The sequence below is a fragment of the Azospirillum aestuarii genome, assembly GCF_016632405.1.
Classification (GTDB): domain Bacteria; phylum Pseudomonadota; class Alphaproteobacteria; order Azospirillales; family Azospirillaceae; genus Azospirillum; species Azospirillum aestuarii.
On the sequence record NZ_JAEPIV010000009.1, the window covers coordinates 162,333 to 185,457 of the forward strand.

Sequence of the window (23,125 nt, forward strand, 5' to 3'; positions counted from 1 at the left end):
CCCAGTCCTGCCCTAGTGTCCGCGTCAGGATGACGTCCCCGGGTTTGCCACGATGAGCGATAAAGGCCAGCAAGAACCGTCGATGGAGGAGATCCTCGCCTCCATCCGCCGCATCATCTCGGAGGATGGCGAACCCGCGAAGGCGGAAGCGGCGCCCCCTCCGCCGCCCCCACCTCCTCCACCGCCACCACCGCCTCCTCCGCCGCCGCCGCCCCCTCCCATGGACGACGACGATGACGATGACGTTCTGGAACTCACCCAGATGCTCCAGGACGAGGGGAGGGACGAGCCCGACGAGCCGGAGCCCGATCCGTGGCGCGACGAGCCATCCTTCGGCGGCATGGCCGACCCGGAGCCGGCGTATCATGCGCCGGACCCCGAACCGCCGCCCCCGCCGCCGCGGCCGGCCGCGAAACGTCCGGCGCCGGCCTTCGACGATTTCGACGACGACGAGCCGCCCCCGCCGCGACCGCGTGTCCGTGCGTCGGGTCTCGACGACGGGCTGATCTCCCGCCGGGTGGCCGAGGAATCGTCCCACCATTTCACGCATCTGGCGCGCCAGCTCGGCGACGACCTGTCCATCGGCCCGATGCCCGTCGGCGTCCGCACCGTGGAGGAGGTCGTCCGCGAGCTGTTGAAGCCGCTGCTGAAGGAGTGGCTGGACGAGAATCTGCCGACCATCGTCGAGCGGCTGGTCCAGCAGGAAATCGACCGGATGATCCGGCGCTCCCAGAAATTCTGAGCGGCGTCACGCCCGCCACGCATTCCGTTTGAATTCGTAAGCGAAAGTTCCTGGTGATGTTGGAAAAGACGTACCGGCCCGCCGAGGTCGAGGAAAAGCACTACCGGCTGTGGGAAGAGTCGGGCGCGTTCGCGGCGAAGACCGAGTCGAACGGCAAGCCCTACACCATCATGATGCCGCCGCCGAACGTGACCGGCAGCCTGCACATGGGCCATGCGCTGACCTTCACGCTCCAGGACGTTCTGACCCGCTACAACCGGATGCGCGGGCGCGACGCTCTGTGGCAGCCGGGTACCGATCACGCCGGCATCGCGACCCAGATGGTCGTGGAACGGAACCTCGCCAAGGACGGCAAGACGCGCCACGACTTCGGCCGCGACGCCTTCATCGACAAGGTGTGGGAGTGGAAGGCCGAATCGGGCGGAACCATCACCCGCCAGCTCCGCCGGCTGGGCGCCTCGCCCGACTGGCCGCGCGAGCGCTTCACCATGGACGAGGGGTTGAGCCGCGCCGTCCGCAAGGTGTTCGTGGAACTGCACAAGCAGGGCCTGATCTACAAGGACAAGCGGCTGGTCAACTGGGACCCCAAGCTGCACACCGCCATCTCCGACCTCGAGGTCGAGCAGAAGGAGATCAAGGGCAACCTCTGGCACTTCCGCTACCCGATCGAAGGGGAGGCGGATCGCTTCATCGTGGTCGCCACCACGCGCCCCGAGACGATGCTCGGCGACACCGGCGTCGCCGTGCATCCGGAGGACGAGCGCTACAAAGACTTGATCGGCAAGAATGTCGTCCTGCCGCTGGTCGGCCGTCGGATTCCCATCGTCGGTGACGAGTACGCCGATCCGGAAACCGGCTCGGGTGCCGTGAAGATCACCCCGGCCCACGACTTCAACGACTTCGAGGTCGGGCGGCGCAACAACCTTGCGGCCATCAACATCATGGACCGCGACGCCCGCATCACGGGCGACGAGGTTCCCGAGGCCTACCGCGGGCTCGACCGCTACGAGGCGCGCAAGAAGGTCGTGGCCGAGCTGGAGGCGCTGGGCCTGCTGGAGACGATCGAGCCGCACACCCACATGGTGCCGCACGGCGACCGCTCCGGCGTCGCCATCGAGCCTTGGCTGACCGACCAGTGGTACGTGGACGCCGCCACGCTCGCCAAACCGGCCATCGAGGCGGTGGAGACCGGCAAGACCGTGTTCGTCCCCAAGCAGTGGGAGAACACCTATTTCGAATGGATGCGCAACATCCAGCCCTGGTGCATCAGCCGCCAGATCTGGTGGGGCCATCAAATTCCCGCCTGGTACGGTCCGGACGGCCATTTCTTCGTCGAGGAGACCGAAGAGGCGGCCATCGCCGCGGCCAAGGCCCACTACGGCAAGGACGTGGAACTGACCCGCGACCAGGATGTGCTGGACACCTGGTTCTCGTCGGCCCTGTGGCCCTTCTCCACGCTGGGCTGGCCGGATGAGACTCCGGAACTGGCGCGCTATTACCCGACCGACGTGCTGGTGACGGGCTTCGACATCATCTTCTTCTGGGTCGCCCGGATGATGATGATGGGCCTGCACTTCATGAAGGACGTGCCCTTCCGGACGGTCTACATCCACGCCCTGGTCCGCGACGAAAAGGGCCAGAAGATGTCGAAGTCCAAGGGCAACGTGATCGACCCGCTGGACCTGATCGACCAGTACGGCACCGACGCCCTGCGCTTCACCCTGACGGCCATGGCCGCCCAGGGCCGCGACATCAAGCTGGCGGTCAGCCGCGTCGAGGGCTACCGCAACTTCGCGACGAAGCTGTGGAACGCGGCGCGCTACACCCAGATGAACGGGGTGGCCCCGATCCCCGGCTTCAAGCCGGTCGGACTGACCCAGACGGTGAACCGCTGGATCGTCGGCGCCCTGGCGGAGGCGGCGAAGAAAGTCGGCGAGTCCATCGAGGCGTACAAGTTCAACGAGGCCGCCAACACCGCCTACGCTTTCACCTGGGGCACCTTCTGCGACTGGTACCTGGAGTTCACCAAGCCGATCCTGAACGGCGCGGACGAGGCGGCCATCGCCGAGACGCGGGCGACCACCGCCTGGGTACTGGACGAGATCCTGCACATGCTGCATCCGCTGATGCCCTTCATCACGGAGGAGCTGTGGGAGCAGCTTTCGGGCGACCGGGCGAACCGCCTGATCTCCGCCCATTGGCCGGAGCACGGCGCGGAGCTGATCGACCCCGCCGCCCGCGACGAGATGGACTGGGTGGTTCGGACGATCTCCTCGGTCCGCTCCATGCGGTCGGAGATGAACGTCCCGCCCGCGGCACAGATCGAGCTGAAGCTGAAGGACGCCGGTCCGGAGAGCCTGAAGCGGCTGGACACGCACCGCGACCTGATCCTGCGCATGGGCCGTCTGGCCAGCGCCGAGCCGCTGTCCGGCCCGGTGCCGAAGAGCGCCGTCCAGGCCGTGCTCGACGAGGCCACGCTGATCCTGCCGCTGGAGGGCATCGTCGACCTCGACAAGGAGCGGGCGCGCCTGACCAAGGAGATCGAGAAGCTGTCCGGCGAGATCAAGAAGATCGACGCCAAGTTGTCGAACGAGCAGTTCGTCGCCAAGGCGCCGGAAGAGGTGATCGAGGAGCAGCGCGACCGCCGCGACACCGCGGAGCAGGCCCGCGACAAGCTGCAGAAGGCGCTGGAGATGCTGGCCGCGTAAGGCCGGTCATCCACGCCCCGAAAACGAGAAAGGGCAGGGGCTTCGGCTCCTGCCCTTTCTCTTTGTCTGAAGAATGCCTGACGGCCTGATGCCTCAAATCTTGATGGAGGACACGAACCGGTCGGCGTCGGCTTCGAGCTGCCGGAGCTCGTCCGCCAGCTGCGCGGCGGAGTAGATCATCTCGATGGCCGACTTGCCGGTTTCCGCGGCGGTGATCGCCATGGTGCTGACGCTTTCGGTCACCTCGTGGGTGTTGTCGTTGGCCCGGCCCACCGCGCCGACGATCTCCTCGGTCTGCTCAAGCTGGTCGCGCACGGCGGCGGACACGTCTTCCGACAGGTGGGCGACCTCTTCCACGGTGGTGCGGATGGCCCGGATCGCCTCGACGACGGAGCCGGTGGCCTCCTGGATGGCGCCGACCTGACCGGCGATGTCCTCGGTCGCCTTGGCGGTCTGGTTGGCCAGCACCTTCACCTCCGACGCAACGACGGCGAAGCCCTTGCCGGCCTCTCCCGCGCGGGCGGCCTCGATGGTGGCGTTCAGGGCCAACAGGTTTGTCTGCCCGGCGATGTCGTTGATCAACCGGACGATCTCGCCGATACGCTGCGAGCTGTCGGCCAGCGCGGCCACCGCCGAGTCGCTCTGCCGGGCGTGATCCACGGCGCGACGGATGGCCGTGCTGGAGGTGGTCACCCGCCCGCCGATCTCACCGATGGAGGCGGAGAGGGTGCGCGACACGTTGTTGACGATGCCGACGACCTCGGAGGTCTGCTCCGCCTTCTCCGACGTGTCGAGCGCCTGCTCCTTCATCTTCTCCGCGGTGTCGCGCAGGATGTGCGCGCCGTTGCGGATCTGATCGGCGGCGTGGCTGACCGTGTGCAGCACCCGCCCGAAAGCCGAATCGAAGTCATGGGCAATGGCGCGGAGTGCGTTTTCCCGCTCCTCCTCCGCCCGCCGTTCGGCCCGGCGGGACTCCTGCTCCAGCTCATGCGTGCGCTGAAGATTCTCCTTGAACACGCTGACAGCGCGGGCCATCGCGCCGATCTCATCGCGCCGCCCGGTCTCCGGCACGGTGGCCGTCCGGTCGCCGCCTGCCAACCGCTCCATCACGCCCTCGATGAGCCGCAGGGGCCGGGTGATGCTGCGGGCGACGAGCAGACTGATGATCGCGAAGCCGACCAGCAGGACGGAGCCGACCTGGAGCACGTTGGCGATCACCTCGCCGCGCACCCGGTTCTGCGTCTCCACCGCCCCGGCCATGCCGGCGTTGGCCGACTCCAGAAGGGCCTCGAAACGCGGCACCATCGCCTGGAAGGCATCGTTGAAGGTCTGCACCTCGGCCCGGAAGGCCTTGGTGGCGTCGACGAAGCGGCCGAGGTCGGTGCGATAGGTGCGGGCCTGCTTCTCCAGCTTGGTCTGGGTGGCCGTGTCCAGGCCCGAATCGGCCAGAAAGAAGGTGAATTCGTTGAAGGCCTTGCGGTGGCCGGACAGCAGCGATTCGTCGCTGTAGATGATGAAGTCCTTCTCCATCTTCCGCATGGACTCCATGCGGCCGGTCAGCTTGTCGGCGTTCGGCCACTGCTTCAACTCGTCCTCGATGGCGCGGGCCGAGGCGCGCAACACTCCACGCAGGCCGCTGTCGTCGGACAGCCCCAGTTCCTTCGCTCGTGCGACGACCGACGAGAACCGCTCCTTCAGCGTGCCGATGCCCTGCGACAGGTGGTCCAACTCATCCTGGGGCAGGCGTTCGGCACCGCGCTCCTTGATATTGTCCAGCAGGCGCGAGGCATCCTCCGCATTCTTCGCGAAGGCCTCGGCCGCCGCCTCGTCCCGGTCAGCCACGAAGCGCAGCGCCTGGAAGCGCAGGCGGCTGGCCCGGCGCTCGATGGCGGCGGTGTGCTCGTAGGCGTCGCGGAACTGGTCCAACTCCGCGGTCGCCTCGAACATGCGCTGGGCGCCGACGGTGACCGTCCCGCCCAGAAGGCCCAAGGTGACCACGGACGCGGCGACCAGCAGCGCGATTCGCGTGCCGATGGAAATGTTCGACAGCATATGCGGGAAATCCTTGGTTGCGCCGCGGACCTTACCCGCCGCCGAAGACGCCGCTGTTACGGATTGATGGCGGATTCGTTACCGTGCCGTCGCCCCCTGGGCATCGCGGGTGAGCGTCCGTATCTACAAACCGCTGAAAATCGAAAGGGGAGGTCGGCTGTTGTCCTTCGTGCTGTCGAAGCTGCTGTGGCTCCTGGTTTCGCCGGGCAATCTGCTCGTGCTGATCCTCTCCGCCGGAACGGCGCTGCTGTTCACCCGCCGTCTGGCCCACTGGGGGCGGCGGCTGGTCGTGGCGGTGACCGTGGGCTTCGTGGTCGTCATGGTCACGCCGATCGCCTCGTGGGTCGCGCTGCCGCTGGAAGAGCGTTTTCCCCGCCCCGAGTTGCCGGAGCGGGTGGACGGCATCATCATGCTGGGCGGGGCGGTGAACCCACCGATCACCCGCGATCGCGGCGAGCCGTCCGTCAACGACGCGGCGGAGCGTGTCCTGGGCTTTGCCGAGCTGATCCGCCGATATCCCCAGGCCCATGCGGTCTTCACCGGCGGCTCGGGGCGTCTGGCCGGGCAGGACGCCCTGGAACTGCGCGAGGACATCGCGGTGCGCGGCGCCCTACGGCAGGTCGGAATCGACCCGGACCGCGTGACCTACGAGAACGAGTCCCGCAACACCTGGGAGAACGCCCTGTTCAGCCAGCGGCTGGTCCGGCCGAAGCCGGGGGAGACCTGGGTCCTCGTGACCTCGGCGATGCACATGCCGCGGTCGGTTGGCATCTTCCGGCAGGTTGGTTGGGACGTCATTCCCTATCCGGTCGATTACCGCACGCGCTTCGGCGGACGGCCTTTCGTCCGGTTCGAGTTCGACAAGCAGATCGACGCGCTCCAGGACCCGGTCCGCGAATGGGTCGGCCTCGTCGCCTACCGCCTGATGGGGCGGACCGATTCGCTGTTTCCGGGGCCCGCCCATGACCGCGCTGCAGCGCAGGCGGGCTCCTGACGGGTGTTGCGCGGTTGGCGCGGAGAGGTAACTCGGCTAGAGTGGCGCCACCAGATTTAGCGGGGTGGGGCCATGCGACGCGCGCATATGCTGAGGGGGGCGGTAGTGCTCGCAGGGGCGCTGACGCTCGCCGCCTGCGCGTCCGCGCCGCCCGCGCCATCCTCCTCCGGACTGCCGCGTAGCGGCGTCTACAAGGTCGGCAAGCCTTATCAGGTCAACGGCGTCTGGTATTACCCCGCCGAGGATTACTCCTACAGTGAAACCGGGATCGCCTCCTGGTATGGGCCGGGATTCCACCAAAAGGTCACCGCCAACGGCGAGGTTTACGACCAAAATGAGCTGACGGCCGCGCACAAGACCTTGCCCATGCCAAGCCTCGTGCGCGTCACCAATCTCGACAACGGCCGGTCGCTGGTTGTTCGCATCAACGACCGCGGCCCCTACGCCAACGGGCGAATCATCGACATGTCGCGGCGCGGCGCGCAATTGCTGGGGTTCGAAGGCACGGGCACGGCCAAGGTGCGCGTGCAGATTCTGGCCGAGGAAAGCCGCGCGGTCGCCGCCGCGGCCCGCCAGGGCACGCCGGCGCCGATGCTGGCGGAACTGGACGGCCCGCCGCCGAAGGCCGCCCCGCGCGGTTCGGTGGAGGTCGGCGGCGTCGCCCGTCCGACTCCCGCCGCGGTCACCCGCGCCCCGGTGCCGCCGCCCACGACGGTGGCCGGCGACATGGTCGACGGTCGCTTCGTTCCGGCCCCGGTGGTCGCCGAGCTTCCGGTGAAGCCCTATGAGCAGATCTACGTCCAGGTCGGCGCCTTCGGCAGCCAGGACAACGTCACCCGCGTGCGCGCCCGTCTGGCCTCGCTCGGCCAACAGGCGCAGGTCACCCAGACGGTCGCGGGGCGGCAGCGTCTTCAGCGGGTGAGGGTGGGGCCGCTGGCCAGCGTGGAGTCCGCCGACGCCGTTTTGAACCAGATCCTCCAAGCCGGCCTTACCGACGCCAAAATCGTGGTTGATTGATCACCCGCGAGCGAGCCCAGTCCAAGCTTGGCCCGGCACCGGGCCTCGTTCCGTTTCACGTCTTGTCCAGTCCGCGTTTCGAAGGGAGTTGTCATGGTCGCTGTCGTCCGCACCCGCGTTGCCCGCACCCGTTTCGCCATGGGCCTTGCGGTCGCGCTGTTCGCGGCGGGGGTGGGGCCGGTGGCTCACGCCGCCAGCATCGAAACCATCGCCAAGCAGGCGATCCTGGTCGATATCACCTCGAACACCGTGCTGTTCGAGAAGAGCCCGGATCAGCGCATGGCACCGTCCTCGATGAGCAAGATCATGACGATGTACATGGTCTTCGACGCGATCAAGGAAGGCCGTCTGACGCTGGACAGCACGCTGCCGGTGTCGGAACGCGCGTGGCGGATGCAGGGCTCCAAGATGTTCGTGGAGCTGCACAACAACATCAAGGTGGACGACCTCATCAAGGGCGTGATCGTGCAGTCGGGCAACGACGCCTGCATCGTTTTCGCCGAAGGTCTCGCCGGCTCGGAATCGGCCTTCGCCGAGCGCATGAACAAGCGCGCCCGTGATTTGGGGCTGAAGGACACCAACCTGACCAACGCGACGGGCTGGCCAGACCCGAATCACTACATGACCGCCCGCGATCTCGCGATCCTGGCCGAGCATCTGATCAAGGATTTCCCGGAATACTACCACTATTACTCGATCCGGGAGTTCAAGTACCACGGCATCAACCAGGGCAACCGCAACCCGCTGCTCTACCGCGGCATGGATGTGGACGGCATGAAGACCGGCCACACCGAGGCCGGCGGCTACGGCCTGACCGCCTCGGCGGAGCGGGAAGGGCGCCGGCTCATCCTGGTTGTCAACGGCCTGCCGAGCATGCAGGCCCGTGCCGACGAATCGGCCCGGCTGATTGAGTGGGGCTTCCGCGAATTCGCCACCTACGCCCTGTTCAAGGCGGGCGAGACGGTCGATCAGGTGCCGCTCTGGCTGGGCGCGCAGGACGCCGTTCCGGTCACCGTGCCGGAGGACATGAAGGTCACCATGGCCCGCGCCGACCGCGGCGGCATGAAGGTGTCGCTGGTAAGCAACGCGCCGGTCGCCGCGCCGGTGAAGAAGGGCGACGTGGTCGGCAAGGTGGTGGTGTCGGCGCCGGGCTTCCCGGGCAAGGAGTTCCCGGTGGTCGCCGCCCAGGACGTGGAGAAGCTGGGCTTCGTCGGCCGCGCCCTGGCGGCGGCGAAGTTCCTCATTTTCGGGGCGAGCTGATTGGTGTAAGCCGGCCCGTCACCGCCGGAAATCCGGAACGCGGCGGGCCTCATCACCATCGGGAGCAGACCATGACGCGCGGGCGGTTCATCACGCTGGAGGGCGGCGAGGGGGCGGGCAAGACCACCCAGATCCGCCTGCTCGCCGACGCGCTCGTCAAATGGGAGAAGCGGGTCGTGGTGACCCGCGAGCCCGGCGGCTCGCCGGGCGCGGAGGAGATCCGCGGCCTTCTGGTGGCCGGGGAAACCGGACGCTGGGGGCCGGTGACCGAGGCGCTGCTGCACACCGCCGCCCGCCGCGACCATCTGGAGCGCACCGTCTGGCCGGCGCTGGAAGCCGGCCACTGGGTCATCTGCGACCGCTTCTTCGACAGCACGATGGCTTATCAGGGCTATGGGCTGGGGCTGGGGCGCGAGCTGGTCGCCACGCTCCAAACTGCGGCCCTGGGCGACTTTCGGCCCGACCTGACGCTGATCCTCGACTTGCCGGTGGAGGACGGGCTGGCCCGCGCCGCCGCCCGCCGCGGCGGGGAGGACCGCTATGAGCGCATGGACGTCGCCTTCCACCACCGCCTGCGCGAGGGCTTCCTCGACATCGCCGCACGCGAGCCGGAGCGCTGCGCGGTCGTCGACGCTGGCCACCCCGTCGAAGCGGTCCAGGCGGCCATTCTCGACCATGTGACCCGTCGCCTGGGAGCGTCCTGAGGTGAGCCGCGCCCGCGCGCCCGAGCCGGTCGCGGAGGAGGACGCCCTCGCCCCGCGCCGCAATCCCCAGCTGACCGGTCATGAGGACGCCGAGCGTTTGCTGCTCGACGCCTGGAATTCCGGACGGCTGCCGCACGCCTGGCTGATCGGCGGTCCGCCGGGAATCGGAAAGGCGACGCTGGCCTTCCGCTTCGCCCGCTTCGTCCTATCCCAAGGGCACGAGCCGCCGGACACCGGCCTGTTCGGCGCCCCGCCACCGCCCGCCTCTTTGGCGCTGTCTCCGGACGTCCCGGTTTTCCGGCGCGTGGCCTCGGGCGGTCATGCCGACCTGCTGACCGTGGAACGCCAGCGCGACGAGAAGCGCGACCGGCTGAAGCGCGACATCGCCGTGGACGACGTGCGCAAGATCGGCCCCTTCCTGCGCAAGACCGCCGCCGAAGGCGGTTGGCGTGTCGCCGTGATCGACGGCGCTGACCGTATGAATCTCAGCGGCTTGAATGCTATTCTTAAGATTTTGGAGGAGCCGCCAACCGGCGCTCTGCTGCTGCTTGTCAGCGACAACCCCGGCGGCATGCTGCCCACCATCCGCTCGCGCTGCCGCAAGCTGACGCTTCAACCACTTCCTGAGGAAACGGTTCTCAACCTGTTGGCCCAGCATCGTCCGGACCTCGGTGGCGAGGACCGGGCGGCGCTCGCCCGGCTGGCGGAGGGCAGCATCGGGCGGGCCATCGGGCTGGCCGAGGCCGGCGGGCTCGACCTGTACCGGGAACTGATCGGGTTGCTCGGCACCTTGCCGCGGCTGGACATCACCGCCGCCCACGCCTTCGGCGACAAGCTGACCCGCAAGCAGGACGACGGGCTCTACGAGACGGCCACCGACCTGCTCGTCTGGTGGCTGGCCCGCTTCGTCCGGTCGCTGGCGCGTGGCGCGTGGCCGGCCGAGGTTGTGGCCGGGGAGGCCGCCTTGATGACCCGTCTGGCCAACGCCCGCGGCCTTGAACGTTGGGTGGAGGTGTGGGAAAAGGTCCAACGCCACTTCGCCCGTGCGGAATCCGCCAATCTCGACCGCAAGCAGGTGGTCCTGAACGCCTTGGCGACGCTGGAAGCGGCTGCTAATTAACACGGACGACACACCACGCCCACCCGGGCCGGCGACGCGCCGGGCCGGCGCATTCTCGGGAGAGCCTCTGCCATGACCGGGTCGAAGACCTTCTACCTGACGACTCCGATCTACTACGTGAACGACGTGCCCCACATCGGGCATGCGTACACCACGCTCGCCTGCGACGTGCTGGCCCGCTTCATGCGGCTGGACGGCTATGACGTGAAGTTCCTCACCGGCACCGACGAGCACGGCCAGAAGGTGGAGAAATCCGCCATGAACGCCGGCATCGCGCCGCAGGAGTTCACCGACCGCGTGTCGAAGAACTTCCGCGACCTCGTCTCGCTGATGAACTTCTCCAACGACGACTTCATCCGCACGACCGAGCCGCGGCACATCGCGTCGGTGCAGGAGCTGTGGCGCCGTCTGGAATCGGCCGGCGAGATCTATCTCGGCAGCTACGCCGGCTGGTACTCGGTGCGCGACGAGGCCTTCTACGGCGAGGACGAGCTGACGACCTCGCCCGCCGGCAAGAAGATCGCCCCGACCGGTGCCGAGTGCGAATGGGTGGAGGAGCCGTCCTACTTCTTCCGCCTCTCGGCCTGGCAGGACCGTCTGCTGGAGTTCTACGAGCAGAACCCGGATTTCATTGCCCCGGCCGGCAAGCGCAACGAGGTCGTCGCCTTCGTGAAGTCGGGACTGAAGGACCTGTCGGTCAGCCGCACCACCTTCAAGTGGGGCATCCCGGTTCCCGGCAACCCCGACCACATCATGTATGTCTGGCTGGACGCCCTGGCCAACTACATCACCGCGGTCGGCTTCCCGGACGAGAGCGGCGAGTACGCCAAATACTGGCCGGCCAACCTGCACATGGTCGGTAAGGACATCCTGCGCTTCCACGCCGTCTACTGGCCGGCCTTCCTGATGGCCGCCAAGCTGGCCCCGCCGAAGCGCGTCTTCGCGCATGGCTGGTGGACCATCGAAGGCCAGAAGATGTCCAAGTCGCTGGGCAACGTCATCGCGCCGGAGACGCTGGTCAACACCTACGGCCTGGACCAGACCCGCTACTTCTTGCTGCGCGAGGTTCCCTTCGGCAACGACGGCGACTTCTCGCACAAGCAGATGGTGCAGCGGATCAACGGCAACCTCGCCAACGATTACGGGAACCTCGTCCAGCGCTCCCTGTCGATGATCGGCAAGAATTGCGGGGCCGCCGTGCCGCAGCCGGGCGCCTTCACGGAGGCCGACAACGCGCTGCTCGGCGCCGCCCGCAACCTGCTGCCGATCGTCCGTGCGGAAATCCAGTCGCAGTCCTTCCACAAGGCGCTGGACGCCATCTGGGCGGTGATCGGCGACGGCAACCGCTATGTGGACGAACAGGCCCCCTGGGCGCTGAAGAAGACCGATCCGGCGCGCATGGCCACGGTGCTGTACGTGCTGGCCGAGACCATCCGCCACCTCGCCATCCTGACCCAGCCGATCATGCCGGAAGCCTCGGCCAAGATCCTGGACCAGCTGGCGCAGGGGCCGGACGCCCGCGGGTTCGACCGGCTGGGGGCGGGCGGGGCGCTGGTTCCCGGCACGCCGCTGCCCACGCCGCAGGGCGTGTTCCCGCGCTATGTGGACGAAGCGAAGAGCTGACGAACGATGCTGGTCGATAGCCACTGCCATCTCGACTTTCCCGATTTCGCCGAGGAACTGGACGCGGTCGTCGACCGCGCCCGGCAGGCGGGGGTGGGGCGGATGGTGACCATCTGCACCTACCTGTCGCGCTTCGACCGCATCCTGGCGGTCGCCGAGCGCTACGACGATGTCCTGTGCTCGCTCGGCGTCCATCCGCATCAGGCGGCGGAGGAGATCGCCGGGGTGACCGTCGAACGCCTTGTCGCGCTGTCGAAGCACCCGAAGGTGATCGGGCTGGGCGAGACCGGGCTCGATTACTTCTACGACAAGAGCCCGCGCGACGTTCAGCAGGAGTGTTTCCGCCGGCACATCCGCGCCAGCCTGGAGACCGGCCTGCCGCTGATCGTGCACACCCGCGACGCCGACGACGACACCATGCGGATCATCCGCGATGAGTCCGCTGGCCAGCCGGTCAACGGGTTGCTTCACTGCTTCAGCTCCGGGCGGCAACTCGCTGAAGACGCTCTTGATTTCGGCTTTTACATCTCCTTGTCCGGGATCGTCACCTTCAAGAAGTCGGAAGACCTCCGCGCCATCGTGAAGGACGTCCCGCTGGACCGGATTCTGGTGGAGACGGACGCGCCATATCTGGCGCCGGTGCCGTTCCGCGGCAAGCGCAACGAGCCGTCCTACGTCGCCCACACTGCCGCCTGCGTCGCCGAGGTCAAGGGCGTGGACGCGGCGGACATGGCCCGGATCTCCACCGAGAATTTCTTCCGCCTGTTCCCACGCGCTGGAACGCCCCGACAGGCGGCCGCATGAGCGGTCAACGGGTTACGATCCTCGGCTGCGGCGGATCACGGGGCGTTCCTGTGATCGGTCTCGGCTGGGGCTCCTGTGACCCGGCGAACCCCAAAAACCAGCGGATGCGCCCGTCCATCCTGGTGGAATGGGAGCAAGGGCAGGAGTCGAAGCAAGCTGGGGCCGGACAGGGCAGTGGCGTCAGCATCCTGGTCGACACTTCGCCGGACCTGCGCCAGCAGCTTCTCAACGCGGATGTGCGGCGGCTTGACGCCGTCCTGTGGACGCACCAGCACGCCGACCATGCCCACGGCATCGACGAGTTGCGGGAACTGTGCCGGGCCATGCAAGCGCCCATCGACACCTACGGCCGCGCCGATGATCTGGCCGAGCTGGAGCGGCGTTTCGGCTATTGCTTCGAGCCCCTGCGCCCCGGCGATCCCTTCTACCGCCCGGTGCTGACGCCTCGCGCCGTGGAAGGTCCGTTCGAGGTGCGCGGTCACCGGATCGTGCCGTTCGAGCAGGATCACGGCTATCTGAAAACTCTCGGCTATCGCTTTGACAAATTTGCCTATTCGACCGATGTCGTGAGGTTGGATGAAGACGCCTTCGCGGCGTTGGAAGGTGTTGAGGTGTGGGTGGTCGACTGCGCCCGGATCGAGCCGCCACATCCGGTCCATGCCCACCTAGCCCTGACGCTGGAATGGATCGCGCGGGTGCGTCCCAAGCGAGCCTTCCTGACTCACATGGACCAGACCATGGATTACGACACGCTCCGCCGGCTGCTTCCCGCCGGTGTCGAGCCCGCCTATGACGGGCTCGTCATCGAGCTTTGAAGTTCAGGCGATGGCGGGATGGGGCAGGGCGGCGGTCACTCGTCCGGCATGATGAGGCCCAGCCGCCCGGCGATGAAACGGTCCGCAGCCGCCTTGGCCGCCTGATCCGCCGTTTGGGGATTCAGCTTGAACTTCTCTCTGTAAAGCTTTGATGTTGCAGTGATGGCCGCAGGAAGGGTGTGCACCGCCGCGCGGTACTCCTTCTCCGGCCAAGCGTCGAAATCGCCCCAGGATCGAAAAGCGGCCACGGCCCGCCCGCGCTGCTCGGCCATCTTCTTGGCTTCGGCGGACATGGGTGCTTCGAGAAGCGTGCTGGGCACCAGCGACGCCTGAAGGTCGTCCACCTCGAACTGGCGTTCATAGCCATGGCGGATGCTCCCACGCTCCACCAGGGCCGGCTCGATGGCTGGGTCCATGTGGGTGGAGACGGCTTTCCATTCCGGCAGATCGAACAGGGAGGACGGTGGGTTGCACAGCCCGGGCGTCTCGTCGCGCGCGTTGCCCCAGAAGGCGCCAAAGGCTTCGAAGGCGGGTTGTCCATGCTTGGTGAATAGGAAGCAGGGCGCGTCCATCTCCGTGGTCGACAGGACGTGGCGCAGGAACAGCAGCGACGTGCCCAGCGGCGCGCTTGGAATGTCACCGAGATTCGCCATCTCCTCAAGGAGATAGGGATCTTTGGGAAGACCTTGGTTCACGATCTCGTCTACCAGCCTGCGCACCGTGGCGTCCTTGTCGGGCACCGCCACCGCACCGCTTTGGTAGAGATAGACCAGCCATGCCTTTGCCGGCGCACCGTTGTAGCGCTGAAGGGCCATGGCGGCGGCCTTGGCGTCTTTTGGAATCCCGGCGACGACCGCGGCCAGCTTCTTTTGGGCCGTCGAGTTTTGGGCGGCGAGGTCGGCGGTGCGTGTCTCATACAGAGCTCGGCAGGCCGTGATGGTGGACTTGTCGGCGCAGGTGCCGTCACGTTCGGTCAGGAACGCCTTCTGCGCGCGCGCAATGGTGTCCCGGTCGTCAGCGGGGGTGTTTCCCAACGTGTCGCGCAGGAGCGTGGCCAACTCCTCGGCGGCGACTTTCAGATCGACGCTGGCGCAGATGGTCCGGTCGGCCCGTCCGACTGGCTTGGCGCAATCGGGTGGCGTTTGGGCGATCGCGGCGAACGGGATCAGACAGAGCGACAGCGCGGGGCCGAAAAGCCACGAGGAGCGAGGCATAAAGCGCAACCCTCATCGAAGGGAACGAATGCGGGAACGAGCCGCGACGATAGTCCATCGGCCGGAACGCCGGAAGGGACGGATTGATGCCCTGCTCGCTTCTTCCCGATATTATTTTCCATAATACAGATTATATGATCGATGTTCTGCGGCAGGAGCCGTCCCTCCACCCTTGGCGATGCCCACAATGCACGCTACATAAATCGCAGTTTATAGCCAACGGCCAGGTTCCGGTGAAGGACGCCCACACGCCGATGACATGGCTGATGAGATGGCCGATGAGATGGCGGCACCGATGCGCCACGGCGCTGCTTGCCGCCGTTGTCGGGGTCGTTATGACCGCCTGGGCGGGCCATGCCGGCGCGGCGTCCGGTGATGGCTCGACGGACAGCGAGACTGTCTCCGCACAGCCGCCTTCCGAGCCGGACGCCCCACCGGTTCCCACCGTGCCCGACCTGTCGGCGCTGCGGACGGCCTTGTCGGAGTTTCATTGCGCCGAACTGGATGTCGCCATCGGCAAGGATCAGCGGGTTGCGATCTCCGGGCTCACGGCAGGCGATACCGATCCGGACAGTCTTGCGCTGCTCGCCCAGGACTTTCTTACCGGCCAGCGGGCTGCTGTCGAGGTCGAGCGTGCGTCCCCTGCCCTGTGCGAACCCCTGACCCTGATCGGCCCGCTCCGGACCGCCAACGCCGGCTCTGCGGCACCCTTGTCGATCCGCTTCACGGAAGCCGCCGGAACGCCGTTCAAGGGCGGCCAGGACTTGATGTTCGATATTGCAGCCCCTGATTTTCCTGCGCATCTGCAGGTGGATTACTTCACATCGGACGGCGACGTGATCCACCTGTTGCCCAATCCGTTGGAGGTCAGTGGCCGCGTGGAGGCCGGCGCGGTTCGTCGATTGGGTGAACGCGGCGCCGGTGGACGATTCTGGAGCGTCGGGCCGCCATACGGTCACGAATTGATCGTCGTGATCGCCAGCCCCACACCGCTGTTCCCGTCTCCTCGCCCCGAAGCCGAGGCGGCTTCATCCTATCTTCCCGCCTTGAAGCAGGCGCTGGATTCCGCCGCACCGACCACCGTCGCCACCGCGCGTTTCCTGAAAACCAAGGCGCCCTGACACATTCGGCAATGCCGTCTGTTGGTCAGGCCGGAAGAAGGACGAAACGGGCGAGAATGATGGTGATGTTGTCCGGTCCGCCCGCCCCGTTGGCAAGGCCGATCAGCCGGGCGCAGGCGTCTTCGGCGGTGGGGGGCGGCTGTTGGGTGAGAAATCGCTGGATCAACCCCTCCGGCACGATCCCGGTCAACCCATCCGAACACAGAAGGTAAAGGTCATCGGGCTGCAGATCGTGGACAGCGATGTCCGGCTCCACCTGCTCACCGGTGCCCAGCGCGCGAACGATGATGTTGCGGTGGGGAGCCTGCCCGCGGCGCCCGTTGTCGAGCCAGACTTGATAAAGACTGTGATCGCGCGTCAGTGGACGCAACTCCCCATCGCGCAGACGATACAGCCGGCTGTCTCCGGCGTGGAACACCACCACGCGCCCCGTTCCCGGCACCCGCCAGAGCCCCACCAGCGTGGTTCCCATGCCGCGCCCTTCGGCATAGCCGCGCTGACGGTTCATGGTGTTGATCCGCCGGTTGGCGGCGACCACCGCGGAGCGGACTGTAGACACGGCGTCCACTGCCGCTCTTTCCTCCTCCGCCGGGGATGGCGTTCGGCCGTCATCGGCACAGCCGTGGCCGGCGATCACAGCGGCCGTTACTTCCACTGCGGTGCGGCTTGCGATGTCGCCTCCGGCGTGTCCCCCCATGCCATCGCAGATCACCGCCAAGCCGAGCGCCGGATCGAGGTGGAACGCATCCTCGTTGCGCGATCGGACACGGCCGACATCCGTTTGTCCGGAAGCGATCATCTCCATCAGGGCGGAATGCATCACGCGAATGGCTCCAGCGCGTTACAGCCGAACCAGCTTCCTGGAGACAGCCTTCGGCAACGCGAAAAACCGCCTCGGCTTTGTGTAGGATAATGGCGGAGAGTGCGCGAATTGAACAGCGGGAAAGGGCGCGTAAAAACGCCTCAGACGCTGACGTCCAGGAGCGTACCGCGCTGCTTGCCGCGATAGCCGGTGCCGTTCGTCCGTGCCTGGACGGCCGCCGTCTGCGGGTCGATCGCCTGCCCCGACTGGGTCGCGTTGCGCGTTTCCCGCGTCTGGTCCATCTTGCCGACCGCCTGGGTCGCCTGGACCGTCTGGGTGCGGACGGTGGGAGTGGTCTGCTGCGCCGCCTGAACCGCCGGAGACATGGCCATCTGCATCGCCGGTGTGATCGGCGGCTGCGGCTTTGCCATCGGTGGCATATTGAGCGGGCTTAACTGCATGTTAAGAAGATGCGCCCGCGCTCCAACCGTTTCAAGGTCCGAATCGACGCACCGACCGATTCAAAAGCGAAGGCCGGAAGAGCCTTCGCTTTTTCGCAAACAGAAAGACTTCGGATCAGACCGCCGGCTGTTGCTGGGTGATGCAGTGGATGCCGCCGCCGCCGCGCACGATGTCCAAGGCTGGAACCTGCACCACCTCGCGATCCGGAAAGGCCCGGCGCACGATGCGAAAGGCCTCGTCGTCCGCCGAATCCTCGAAGGCCGGCATGACGATTCCGCCGTTGGCAATGTAGAGATTCGTGTAGGACAGGGTCAGCCGCACGCCGTTCTCGTCACGCCGCGCCGGCTGGCGGACCGGAATAACCTCCAACTCCCGTCCCTGGGCGTCGCGGGCGCGCTTCAGCCGGTCCAGATTGTCCTGGAACGCCTTGAAATTGCCGTCACCGGGATCGTCGGTGGTGATCGCCATGACGACGCCGGGCTTCACGAAGAGGGCGATCTCGTCGATGTGACCGTCCGTCTCATCATCCTGATAGCCCTCGCCCAGCCAGATCACCGTGGAGATGCCGAGATGCTCCTTCAGAAGCGCCTCGATCTCCGCCTTGCCGAGATTCGGGTTGCGGTTCGGATTCAGCAGGCACTGCTCGGTCGTCAGCAGCGTCCCCTCCCCGTCCACATGGAAGGAGCCGCCCTCCATGATCAGGGGCGCTTCGAAGCGGCGCAGGCCGAGATGGTCGAGCATCAGGCGCCCGACCTGCTGGTCCTTGGCGCTGTCCGGATAATTGCCGCCCCAGGCGTTGAAGCCCCAATGGACGCCGGCCACCTGCCCTTTCCCATCGGTGACGAAGCTCGGTCCGGTGTCGCGAATCCAGGAGTCGCTGATCGGCAAGGGCAGGATCTCGACACCCGGCCCGCAGGCCAGGGAGGCGTCGGCGACGTCGGCGGGGTCGCAGACCATGGTCACCGGCTCGAACCGGCTGATGGCGCGCGCGACGTCGGTGTAGGCGGCAGCGGCGGCGTCGAAAGCCCCCTCGGGCCAAGTCTCGGGCCGGCACGGCCACGCCATCCAGCAGCGGGTGTGCCGTGCCCATTCGCCCGGCATGGTGAAGCCTTCCGCCGCCGGTGTCGTCATCTTTGAATCTCCTGCCAAATCCCTGAATGGCCCGGCTCTTGTGCATGGCCGGAGCGGGTCGTCACGGCGTCACCCGTGACCCACGGTCACCCTAACCACGGAGCGGAGGATTTGGCAACGGCCAGCAAAAGGGCCACCGGAATGCCCGGAAGGGCAGCGCGCTCGACCGCTCAGCGGCGGGAGGGCGGACGATCCGAATAACGGCGCTTCGGCGCCGAGAAAGGCATCGAAAAACCAAGACGAAGCATCGGGAACCATAAGAGCGCACGCATGATACGGCCTCATTCGCTGTTGCAGATGCCCACACAATAGCAAATGCAACGGCAAACGGCCACCCCCGCCGCCTGCGGCCGAACGGCATAGCGCCTATGAGGCGATATTTGGGGGTAACGGGGGGGGGCTTGTCAGCCCCCCTGCACCGCCATCTGCTCGTCCCGCTTCCTCTGCCGGTCCTGCCGCGCCATCACCAGACTGGCGATGAAGATGCCGGTGGCGACAACCACCATCATCAGCGTCGCCAGCGCGTTGATCTGCGGGCTGATGCCGAACTTCACGCTGGAGAAGATGACCATCGGCAGCGTGGTGGAGCCCGGACCCGACACGAAGCTGGCAACCACCACGTCGTCGAGCGACAGGGTGAAGGCCAGCAGCCAGCCCGACACGATGGCCGGGGCGATGATCGGCAACGTGATGACGAAGAAGACCTTGGCCGGACGGGCGCCGAGGTCCATCGCCGCCTCCTCCAGGCTCTCGTCAAGGCTGACAAGGCGCGACTGGATGATGACCGCGACATAGGCCATGGTGAAGGTGGTGTGGGCGATGGTGATCGTCGTCATGCCGCGCCCATCCGGCCAGCCGATGGCCTGCTCCAGCGCCACGAACAGCAGAAGCAGCGACAGGCCGGTGATGACCTCCGGCATGACCAGCGGCGCGGTGATCATGCCGCCAAACAGCGTCCTTCCGCGGAATCGCCCGAAACGGGCCAGCGCCAGACCGGCGACAGTGCCCAGCACCACCGAGGCGGTGGCCGACATCGCCGCCACCTTGAGCGACAGCCAGGCAGCCCCGAGAAGCTGGTCGTTCTGCAGCAGCTCCGCGTACCATTTGGTGGAGAAGCCGCCCCACACCGTGACCAGCCGCGATTCGTTGAAGGAGTAGAAGATCAGCAGCGCGATCGGCACGTAGAGGAAGGCGTAGCCGAACCACAGCGCCCAGGCCAGTTTTCCCATCTGCTTCATCGCCCGGCCTCCGTCTGGCGCCCCTGGACATGCTGGAAGACCATGATCGGCACCACCAGGAACAGCAGGAGCGCGATGGCCACCGCCGAGGCGACCGGCCAGTCGCGGTTGGCGAAGAACTCATTCCACAGCACGCGGCCGATCATCAGCGTGTCCGGGCCGCCCAGCAGCTCCGGAGTCACGAACTCGCCGACCGAGGGGATGAAGACCAGCAGCGACCCGGCGATGATGCCCGGCAGCGACAGCGGCAGCGTCACCGTCAGGAACGCCTTCCAGGGACGGCAGCCGAGGTCCGCCGCCGCCTCCAGCAGAGTCGGGTCGAGCTTCTCCAGCGTCGCGTAGAGCGGCAGCACCATGAAGGGCAGATAGCAGTAGGTCATGCCGATGTAGACGGCCCAGTCCGAATAGAGCAGTTCGAACGGCTCCGTCGTCAGGCCGGTCCATTGCAGCAGGTTGTCCACCACCCCGTTGGCCTTCAGGATGCCGATCCAGGCGTAGATGCGGATCAGGAAGCTGGTCCAGAAGGGCAGGATGACCAGCATCATCAGCGGCCCGCGCCTGGACGGCTCCGCCCTGGCGATGGCGTAGGCCATGGGATAGCCCAGCAGCAGGCAGCAGACGGTGGTGACCAGCGCAATCTTCACCGAGTTCAGATAGGCCAGGATGTAGAGGTCGTCGCCGCCCAGCCGCAGATAGTTGGACAGGTTCAGCAGGATCTGGAGCTTGGTCGTTTCCGCGTCCTCGTCCACCAGCCAGTCGATCAGCGGCGCGTAGGGCGGCTGCGCCAGCATCGCCTCCGACAGGCTGATGCCGAACACGATCAGGAAGGGCACCAGGAAGAACAGCAGAAGCCACAGGTAGGGGATGGCGACCACCACCCCCCGCCCCCACAGGCCGATCCGGCGCAGAAGGTCGATCATTGCGTCAGCACCACCCCGGCGAAGGGACGCCAGCTCAGATGCACCTCGTCGTCCCAGGTGATCGGCATCTCGGTGCGCCGCACCACGTTGGGCGCGGTGACGCGCACCGTCTTGCCCGTCTTCAGCTCGACCAGATAGATCGACACGTCGCCGAGATAGGCGATCTCGCGCACGATCCCGCTGGTGACGTTGCGCCCATCGGCGTTGGTCGCGGCGTTGGCCGGCGGCTCCTTGCTCAGCGCGATCTTCTCCGGACGGACGGCGACGCCCACCGTGGCGCCGGCGGGGACCGCCACCGCGTGGTTGATGTAGAGGTCGCAGCCGGCGTCCTCCGAGCGGATCAGCACGTGGTCGGCCTGATCCTCCACCACCCTGCCCTCGAACATGTTCACCGAACCGATGAATTCGGCGACGAAGCGGGACTGCGGATACTCGTAGATTTCGGTCGGCGTGCCGGTCTGAGCGATCACGCCGTGGTTCATCACGGCGATCCGCGAGGACATGGTCATCGCCTCCTCCTGGTCGTGGGTGACCACGATGAAGGTGACGCCCAGCTTCTCCTGGATGTTGACCAGCTCGAACTGCGTCCGCTCGCGCAGCCGCTTGTCCAACGCGCCCAGCGGCTCGTCGAGCAGCAGCAGCTTGGGCCGCTTGACCAGCGAGCGGGCCAGCGCCACGCGCTGCCGCTGACCGCCGGACAGCTGGTGCGGCTTGCGCTTGCCGAACTGGCCGAGCTGGACGAGGTCGAGCATCGCCCCCACCCGCTCCTTGATCTCCGCCTTCGCGACTCCGTCCTGCTTCAGGCCGAAGGCGACGTTCTGCTCCACCGACATGTGCGGGAACAGGGCGTAGGACTGGAACATCATGTTGACCGGCCGCTCGTACGGCGGAATGCCGGCCATATCGACGCCGTCGATGAAGATCTTGCCCTCGGTCGGCGTCTCGAACCCGGCCAACATGCGCAGCAAAGTGGTCTTTCCGGACCCGGAGCCGCCCAACAGGGCAAAGAACTCCCCCCGGTAGATCGACAGGCTGACTTCGTCCACGGCGACGAAATCGCCGAAGGTCTTGGTCACCTTTTCGATTCGCACATAGGGCTTCTGTCCCGGGTCCTGCCAGGGCTCCAGGCGCGTGGGCTTGCGGATCGGCTGGACGGCCATGCGGCTCCTCTCGGCGTCCTCTTCTCAAGGGAACGCCCCGGCCGTTCCCGACAGGGAGCGACCGGGGCGCGTGTCGTTCATGCCGGCTTGCGCGGCGCGCTTACTTGCCGGTCTTCACCTTGGTCCAGACGCGGGTGCGGGCCCGGTCGGTGGCCTGCTTGATCGACTTCAGGGCGAACAGCTTGACGGTGCTGTTCTCCGGCAGGAAGACGGCGGGGTTGGTCTTCACCGCTTCGTCGACCGACGCCAGCGAGGCCGGAACGGCGTTGGCGTAGCTGACCGTGTTGGAGATCGCGGCGGTGTTCGCCGGGTCCAGGATAAAGTTGATGTAGGCGTGCGCGCCCTCCTTGTTCGGCGCGTCGGCCGGAACGGCCAGCGTGTCCCACCACACCTGCACGCCTTCCTTCGGCGTGATGTATTCGACCTTCACGCCGTTCTTGGCTTCCTCGGCGCGGGCGGCACCCTGGATGGCATCGCCGTTGTAGGCCATGACGACGCAGGCGTCGCCGCCCGCCAGGATGTTGATGTTCTGGCCGGTGACGAACTGCTTGATGTAGGGGCGGACCGCCAGCAGCGTCTTCTCGACCTTGTCCAGATCCTCCTTCTTCTCGGAGTTCGGATCGAGGCCGAGGTAGTTCAGCACCGACGGGATCACGTCGATGGCCGAATCCATCACGGTGATGCCGCAGGCCGCGACCTTCTTCGCCACCTCCGGCTTGAAGATCAGGTCCCAGCTGTCGAGCGGGACGTCGGGGGCGACGGCCTTGATCTTCTCCGGGATGATGGCGATGCCGACCGTGCCGCCCAGATAGGGCACGGCGAACTTGTTGCCGGGGTCCGAGTTCTCGAGGAGCTTCAGAACCTTCGGATCGACGTTCTTCAGGTTCGGGATCTTCGCCTTGTCGAGCGGCGCCACGACCTTCGCCTGGATCATGCGCGACAGGGTCGGCTCGGCGGTCGGGACGATCACGTCGTAGCCCGACTTGCCGACCAGCACCTTCTGCTCCAGCAGCTCAAGGCTGTCGTACAGATCCACCTTGGTGTCGTAGCCGGTGGCCTTGGTGAAGTCCGCCAGCGTCGATTCGCCCAGATAGTCGTTCCAGATGTAGATGTTGACCGGCTTCTTGGCCTGGGCCAGCGCCGGGCCGGCGATGGCGATCGCCGCGACGGCGCCGATGACGCTGAGAGCGAAACGTTTCATGCAGAAAGCCCCCGAATTCTGGATCGTTCGTCAGTTC

General features: G+C 66.6%; 19 protein-coding genes and 1 pseudogene. 11 read left to right on the forward strand and 9 right to left on the reverse strand.

Going from position 1 to position 23,125, the window contains the following annotated elements:
• The first annotated feature begins 52 nt into the window (after positions 1–52).
• Both JJL56_RS33705 and JJL56_RS17650 read left to right on the forward strand, forming a co-directional pair.
• A complete protein-coding gene (locus JJL56_RS33705; protein WP_145626665.1) occupies positions 53–742 on the forward strand; it encodes a DUF2497 domain-containing protein in 690 nt (229 codons plus the stop codon).
• A gap of 56 nt (positions 743–798) precedes the next feature.
• Positions 799–3,450: a valine--tRNA ligase gene (locus tag JJL56_RS17650; protein ID WP_200485776.1), complete on the forward strand. Its 2,652-nt coding sequence runs from the start codon at positions 799–801 to the stop codon at positions 3,448–3,450.
• 93 nt (positions 3,451–3,543) lie between these two features.
• Here the strand turns inward: JJL56_RS17650 and JJL56_RS34185 are convergent.
• Positions 3,544–4,593, reverse strand: a pseudogene (locus JJL56_RS34185) (methyl-accepting chemotaxis protein); the annotation flags it as partial.
• A gap of 1,078 nt (positions 4,594–5,671) precedes the next feature.
• On the opposite strand from JJL56_RS34185, the gene JJL56_RS17660 reads away from it, so the two are divergent.
• The 8 genes from JJL56_RS17660 to JJL56_RS17695 all read left to right on the forward strand — a co-directional run bounded on the left by JJL56_RS17660 (position 5,672) and on the right by JJL56_RS17695 (position 13,839).
• On the forward strand, positions 5,672–6,496 hold the full coding sequence (locus tag JJL56_RS17660; RefSeq protein ID WP_345772599.1) for a YdcF family protein: 825 nt from the start codon (positions 5,672–5,674) through the stop codon (positions 6,494–6,496).
• Positions 6,497–6,568: 72 nt separating this feature from the next.
• Positions 6,569–7,513 carry a septal ring lytic transglycosylase RlpA family protein gene (locus JJL56_RS17665; protein ID WP_200485779.1) on the forward strand — a complete coding sequence of 315 codons (945 nt, stop codon included), beginning with the start codon at positions 6,569–6,571 and terminating at the stop codon, positions 7,511–7,513.
• A gap of 93 nt (positions 7,514–7,606) precedes the next feature.
• The gene (locus JJL56_RS17670; RefSeq protein WP_200485780.1) at positions 7,607–8,773 is read left to right on the forward strand and encodes a D-alanyl-D-alanine carboxypeptidase family protein; all 1,167 of its coding nucleotides are present in this window, start codon (positions 7,607–7,609) and stop codon (positions 8,771–8,773) included.
• A 71-nt stretch (positions 8,774–8,844) separates the two neighbouring features.
• The gene (gene tmk / locus JJL56_RS17675) at positions 8,845–9,477 is read left to right on the forward strand and encodes a dTMP kinase (protein ID WP_200485781.1); all 633 of its coding nucleotides are present in this window, start codon (positions 8,845–8,847) and stop codon (positions 9,475–9,477) included.
• A 1-nt stretch (position 9,478) separates the two neighbouring features.
• Entirely contained in the window at positions 9,479–10,597 is a 1,119-nt protein-coding gene (locus tag JJL56_RS17680) for a DNA polymerase III subunit delta' (protein WP_200485782.1), read from the forward strand.
• Positions 10,598–10,669: 72 nt separating this feature from the next.
• Positions 10,670–12,220: a methionine--tRNA ligase gene (metG, locus tag JJL56_RS17685; protein ID WP_145626673.1), complete on the forward strand. Its 1,551-nt coding sequence runs from the start codon at positions 10,670–10,672 to the stop codon at positions 12,218–12,220.
• A gap of 6 nt (positions 12,221–12,226) precedes the next feature.
• Positions 12,227–13,024: a TatD family hydrolase gene (locus JJL56_RS17690; protein WP_145626674.1), complete on the forward strand. Its 798-nt coding sequence runs from the start codon at positions 12,227–12,229 to the stop codon at positions 13,022–13,024.
• Positions 13,021–13,839, forward strand: a complete 819-nt coding sequence (locus JJL56_RS17695) for an MBL fold metallo-hydrolase (RefSeq protein WP_200485783.1) — start codon at positions 13,021–13,023, stop codon at positions 13,837–13,839. The genes JJL56_RS17690 and JJL56_RS17695 overlap by 4 nt, the downstream gene beginning before the upstream one ends.
• A gap of 35 nt (positions 13,840–13,874) precedes the next feature.
• Here the strand turns inward: JJL56_RS17695 and JJL56_RS17700 are convergent, their stop codons facing one another.
• Complete coding sequence (locus JJL56_RS17700) at positions 13,875–15,053, reverse strand: lysozyme inhibitor LprI family protein (RefSeq protein WP_200485784.1); 1,179 nt, start codon at positions 15,051–15,053, stop codon at positions 13,875–13,877.
• A 335-nt stretch (positions 15,054–15,388) separates the two neighbouring features.
• On the opposite strand from JJL56_RS17700, the gene JJL56_RS17705 reads away from it, so the two are divergent.
• Positions 15,389–16,174, forward strand: coding sequence for a DUF4384 domain-containing protein (locus JJL56_RS17705; RefSeq protein WP_200485785.1), 786 nt, complete (start codon positions 15,389–15,391; stop codon positions 16,172–16,174).
• A 25-nt stretch (positions 16,175–16,199) separates the two neighbouring features.
• Here JJL56_RS17705 and JJL56_RS17710 read toward each other — a convergent pair whose 3' ends face one another.
• The 7 genes from JJL56_RS17710 to JJL56_RS17740 all read right to left on the reverse strand — a co-directional run bounded on the left by JJL56_RS17710 (position 16,200) and on the right by JJL56_RS17740 (position 23,088).
• Positions 16,200–16,994: a PP2C family protein-serine/threonine phosphatase gene (locus JJL56_RS17710; RefSeq protein ID WP_145626712.1), complete on the reverse strand. Its 795-nt coding sequence runs from the start codon at positions 16,992–16,994 to the stop codon at positions 16,200–16,202.
• Between the two features lie 143 nt (positions 16,995–17,137).
• Positions 17,138–17,407 (reverse strand): hypothetical protein, encoded by a 270-nt coding sequence (locus JJL56_RS17715; protein ID WP_247889502.1) that lies wholly within the window; start codon positions 17,405–17,407, stop codon positions 17,138–17,140.
• A gap of 145 nt (positions 17,408–17,552) precedes the next feature.
• A complete protein-coding gene (locus JJL56_RS17720) occupies positions 17,553–18,569 on the reverse strand; it encodes an agmatine deiminase family protein (protein WP_145626678.1) in 1,017 nt (338 codons plus the stop codon).
• 404 nt (positions 18,570–18,973) lie between these two features.
• The gene (locus tag JJL56_RS17725; protein WP_014240466.1) at positions 18,974–19,807 is read right to left on the reverse strand and encodes an ABC transporter permease subunit; all 834 of its coding nucleotides are present in this window, start codon (positions 19,805–19,807) and stop codon (positions 18,974–18,976) included.
• On the reverse strand, positions 19,804–20,727 hold the full coding sequence (locus tag JJL56_RS17730) for an ABC transporter permease subunit (protein ID WP_145626680.1): 924 nt from the start codon (positions 20,725–20,727) through the stop codon (positions 19,804–19,806). The genes JJL56_RS17725 and JJL56_RS17730 overlap by 4 nt, the downstream gene beginning before the upstream one ends.
• A complete protein-coding gene (locus JJL56_RS17735; RefSeq protein ID WP_200485786.1) occupies positions 20,724–21,887 on the reverse strand; it encodes an ABC transporter ATP-binding protein in 1,164 nt (387 codons plus the stop codon). Before JJL56_RS17735 ends, JJL56_RS17730 begins: the two co-directional genes overlap by 4 nt.
• A 100-nt stretch (positions 21,888–21,987) precedes the next feature.
• Positions 21,988–23,088 (reverse strand): extracellular solute-binding protein, encoded by a 1,101-nt coding sequence (locus tag JJL56_RS17740; protein WP_145626682.1) that lies wholly within the window; start codon positions 23,086–23,088, stop codon positions 21,988–21,990.
• Positions 23,089–23,125 lie beyond the last annotated feature (37 nt).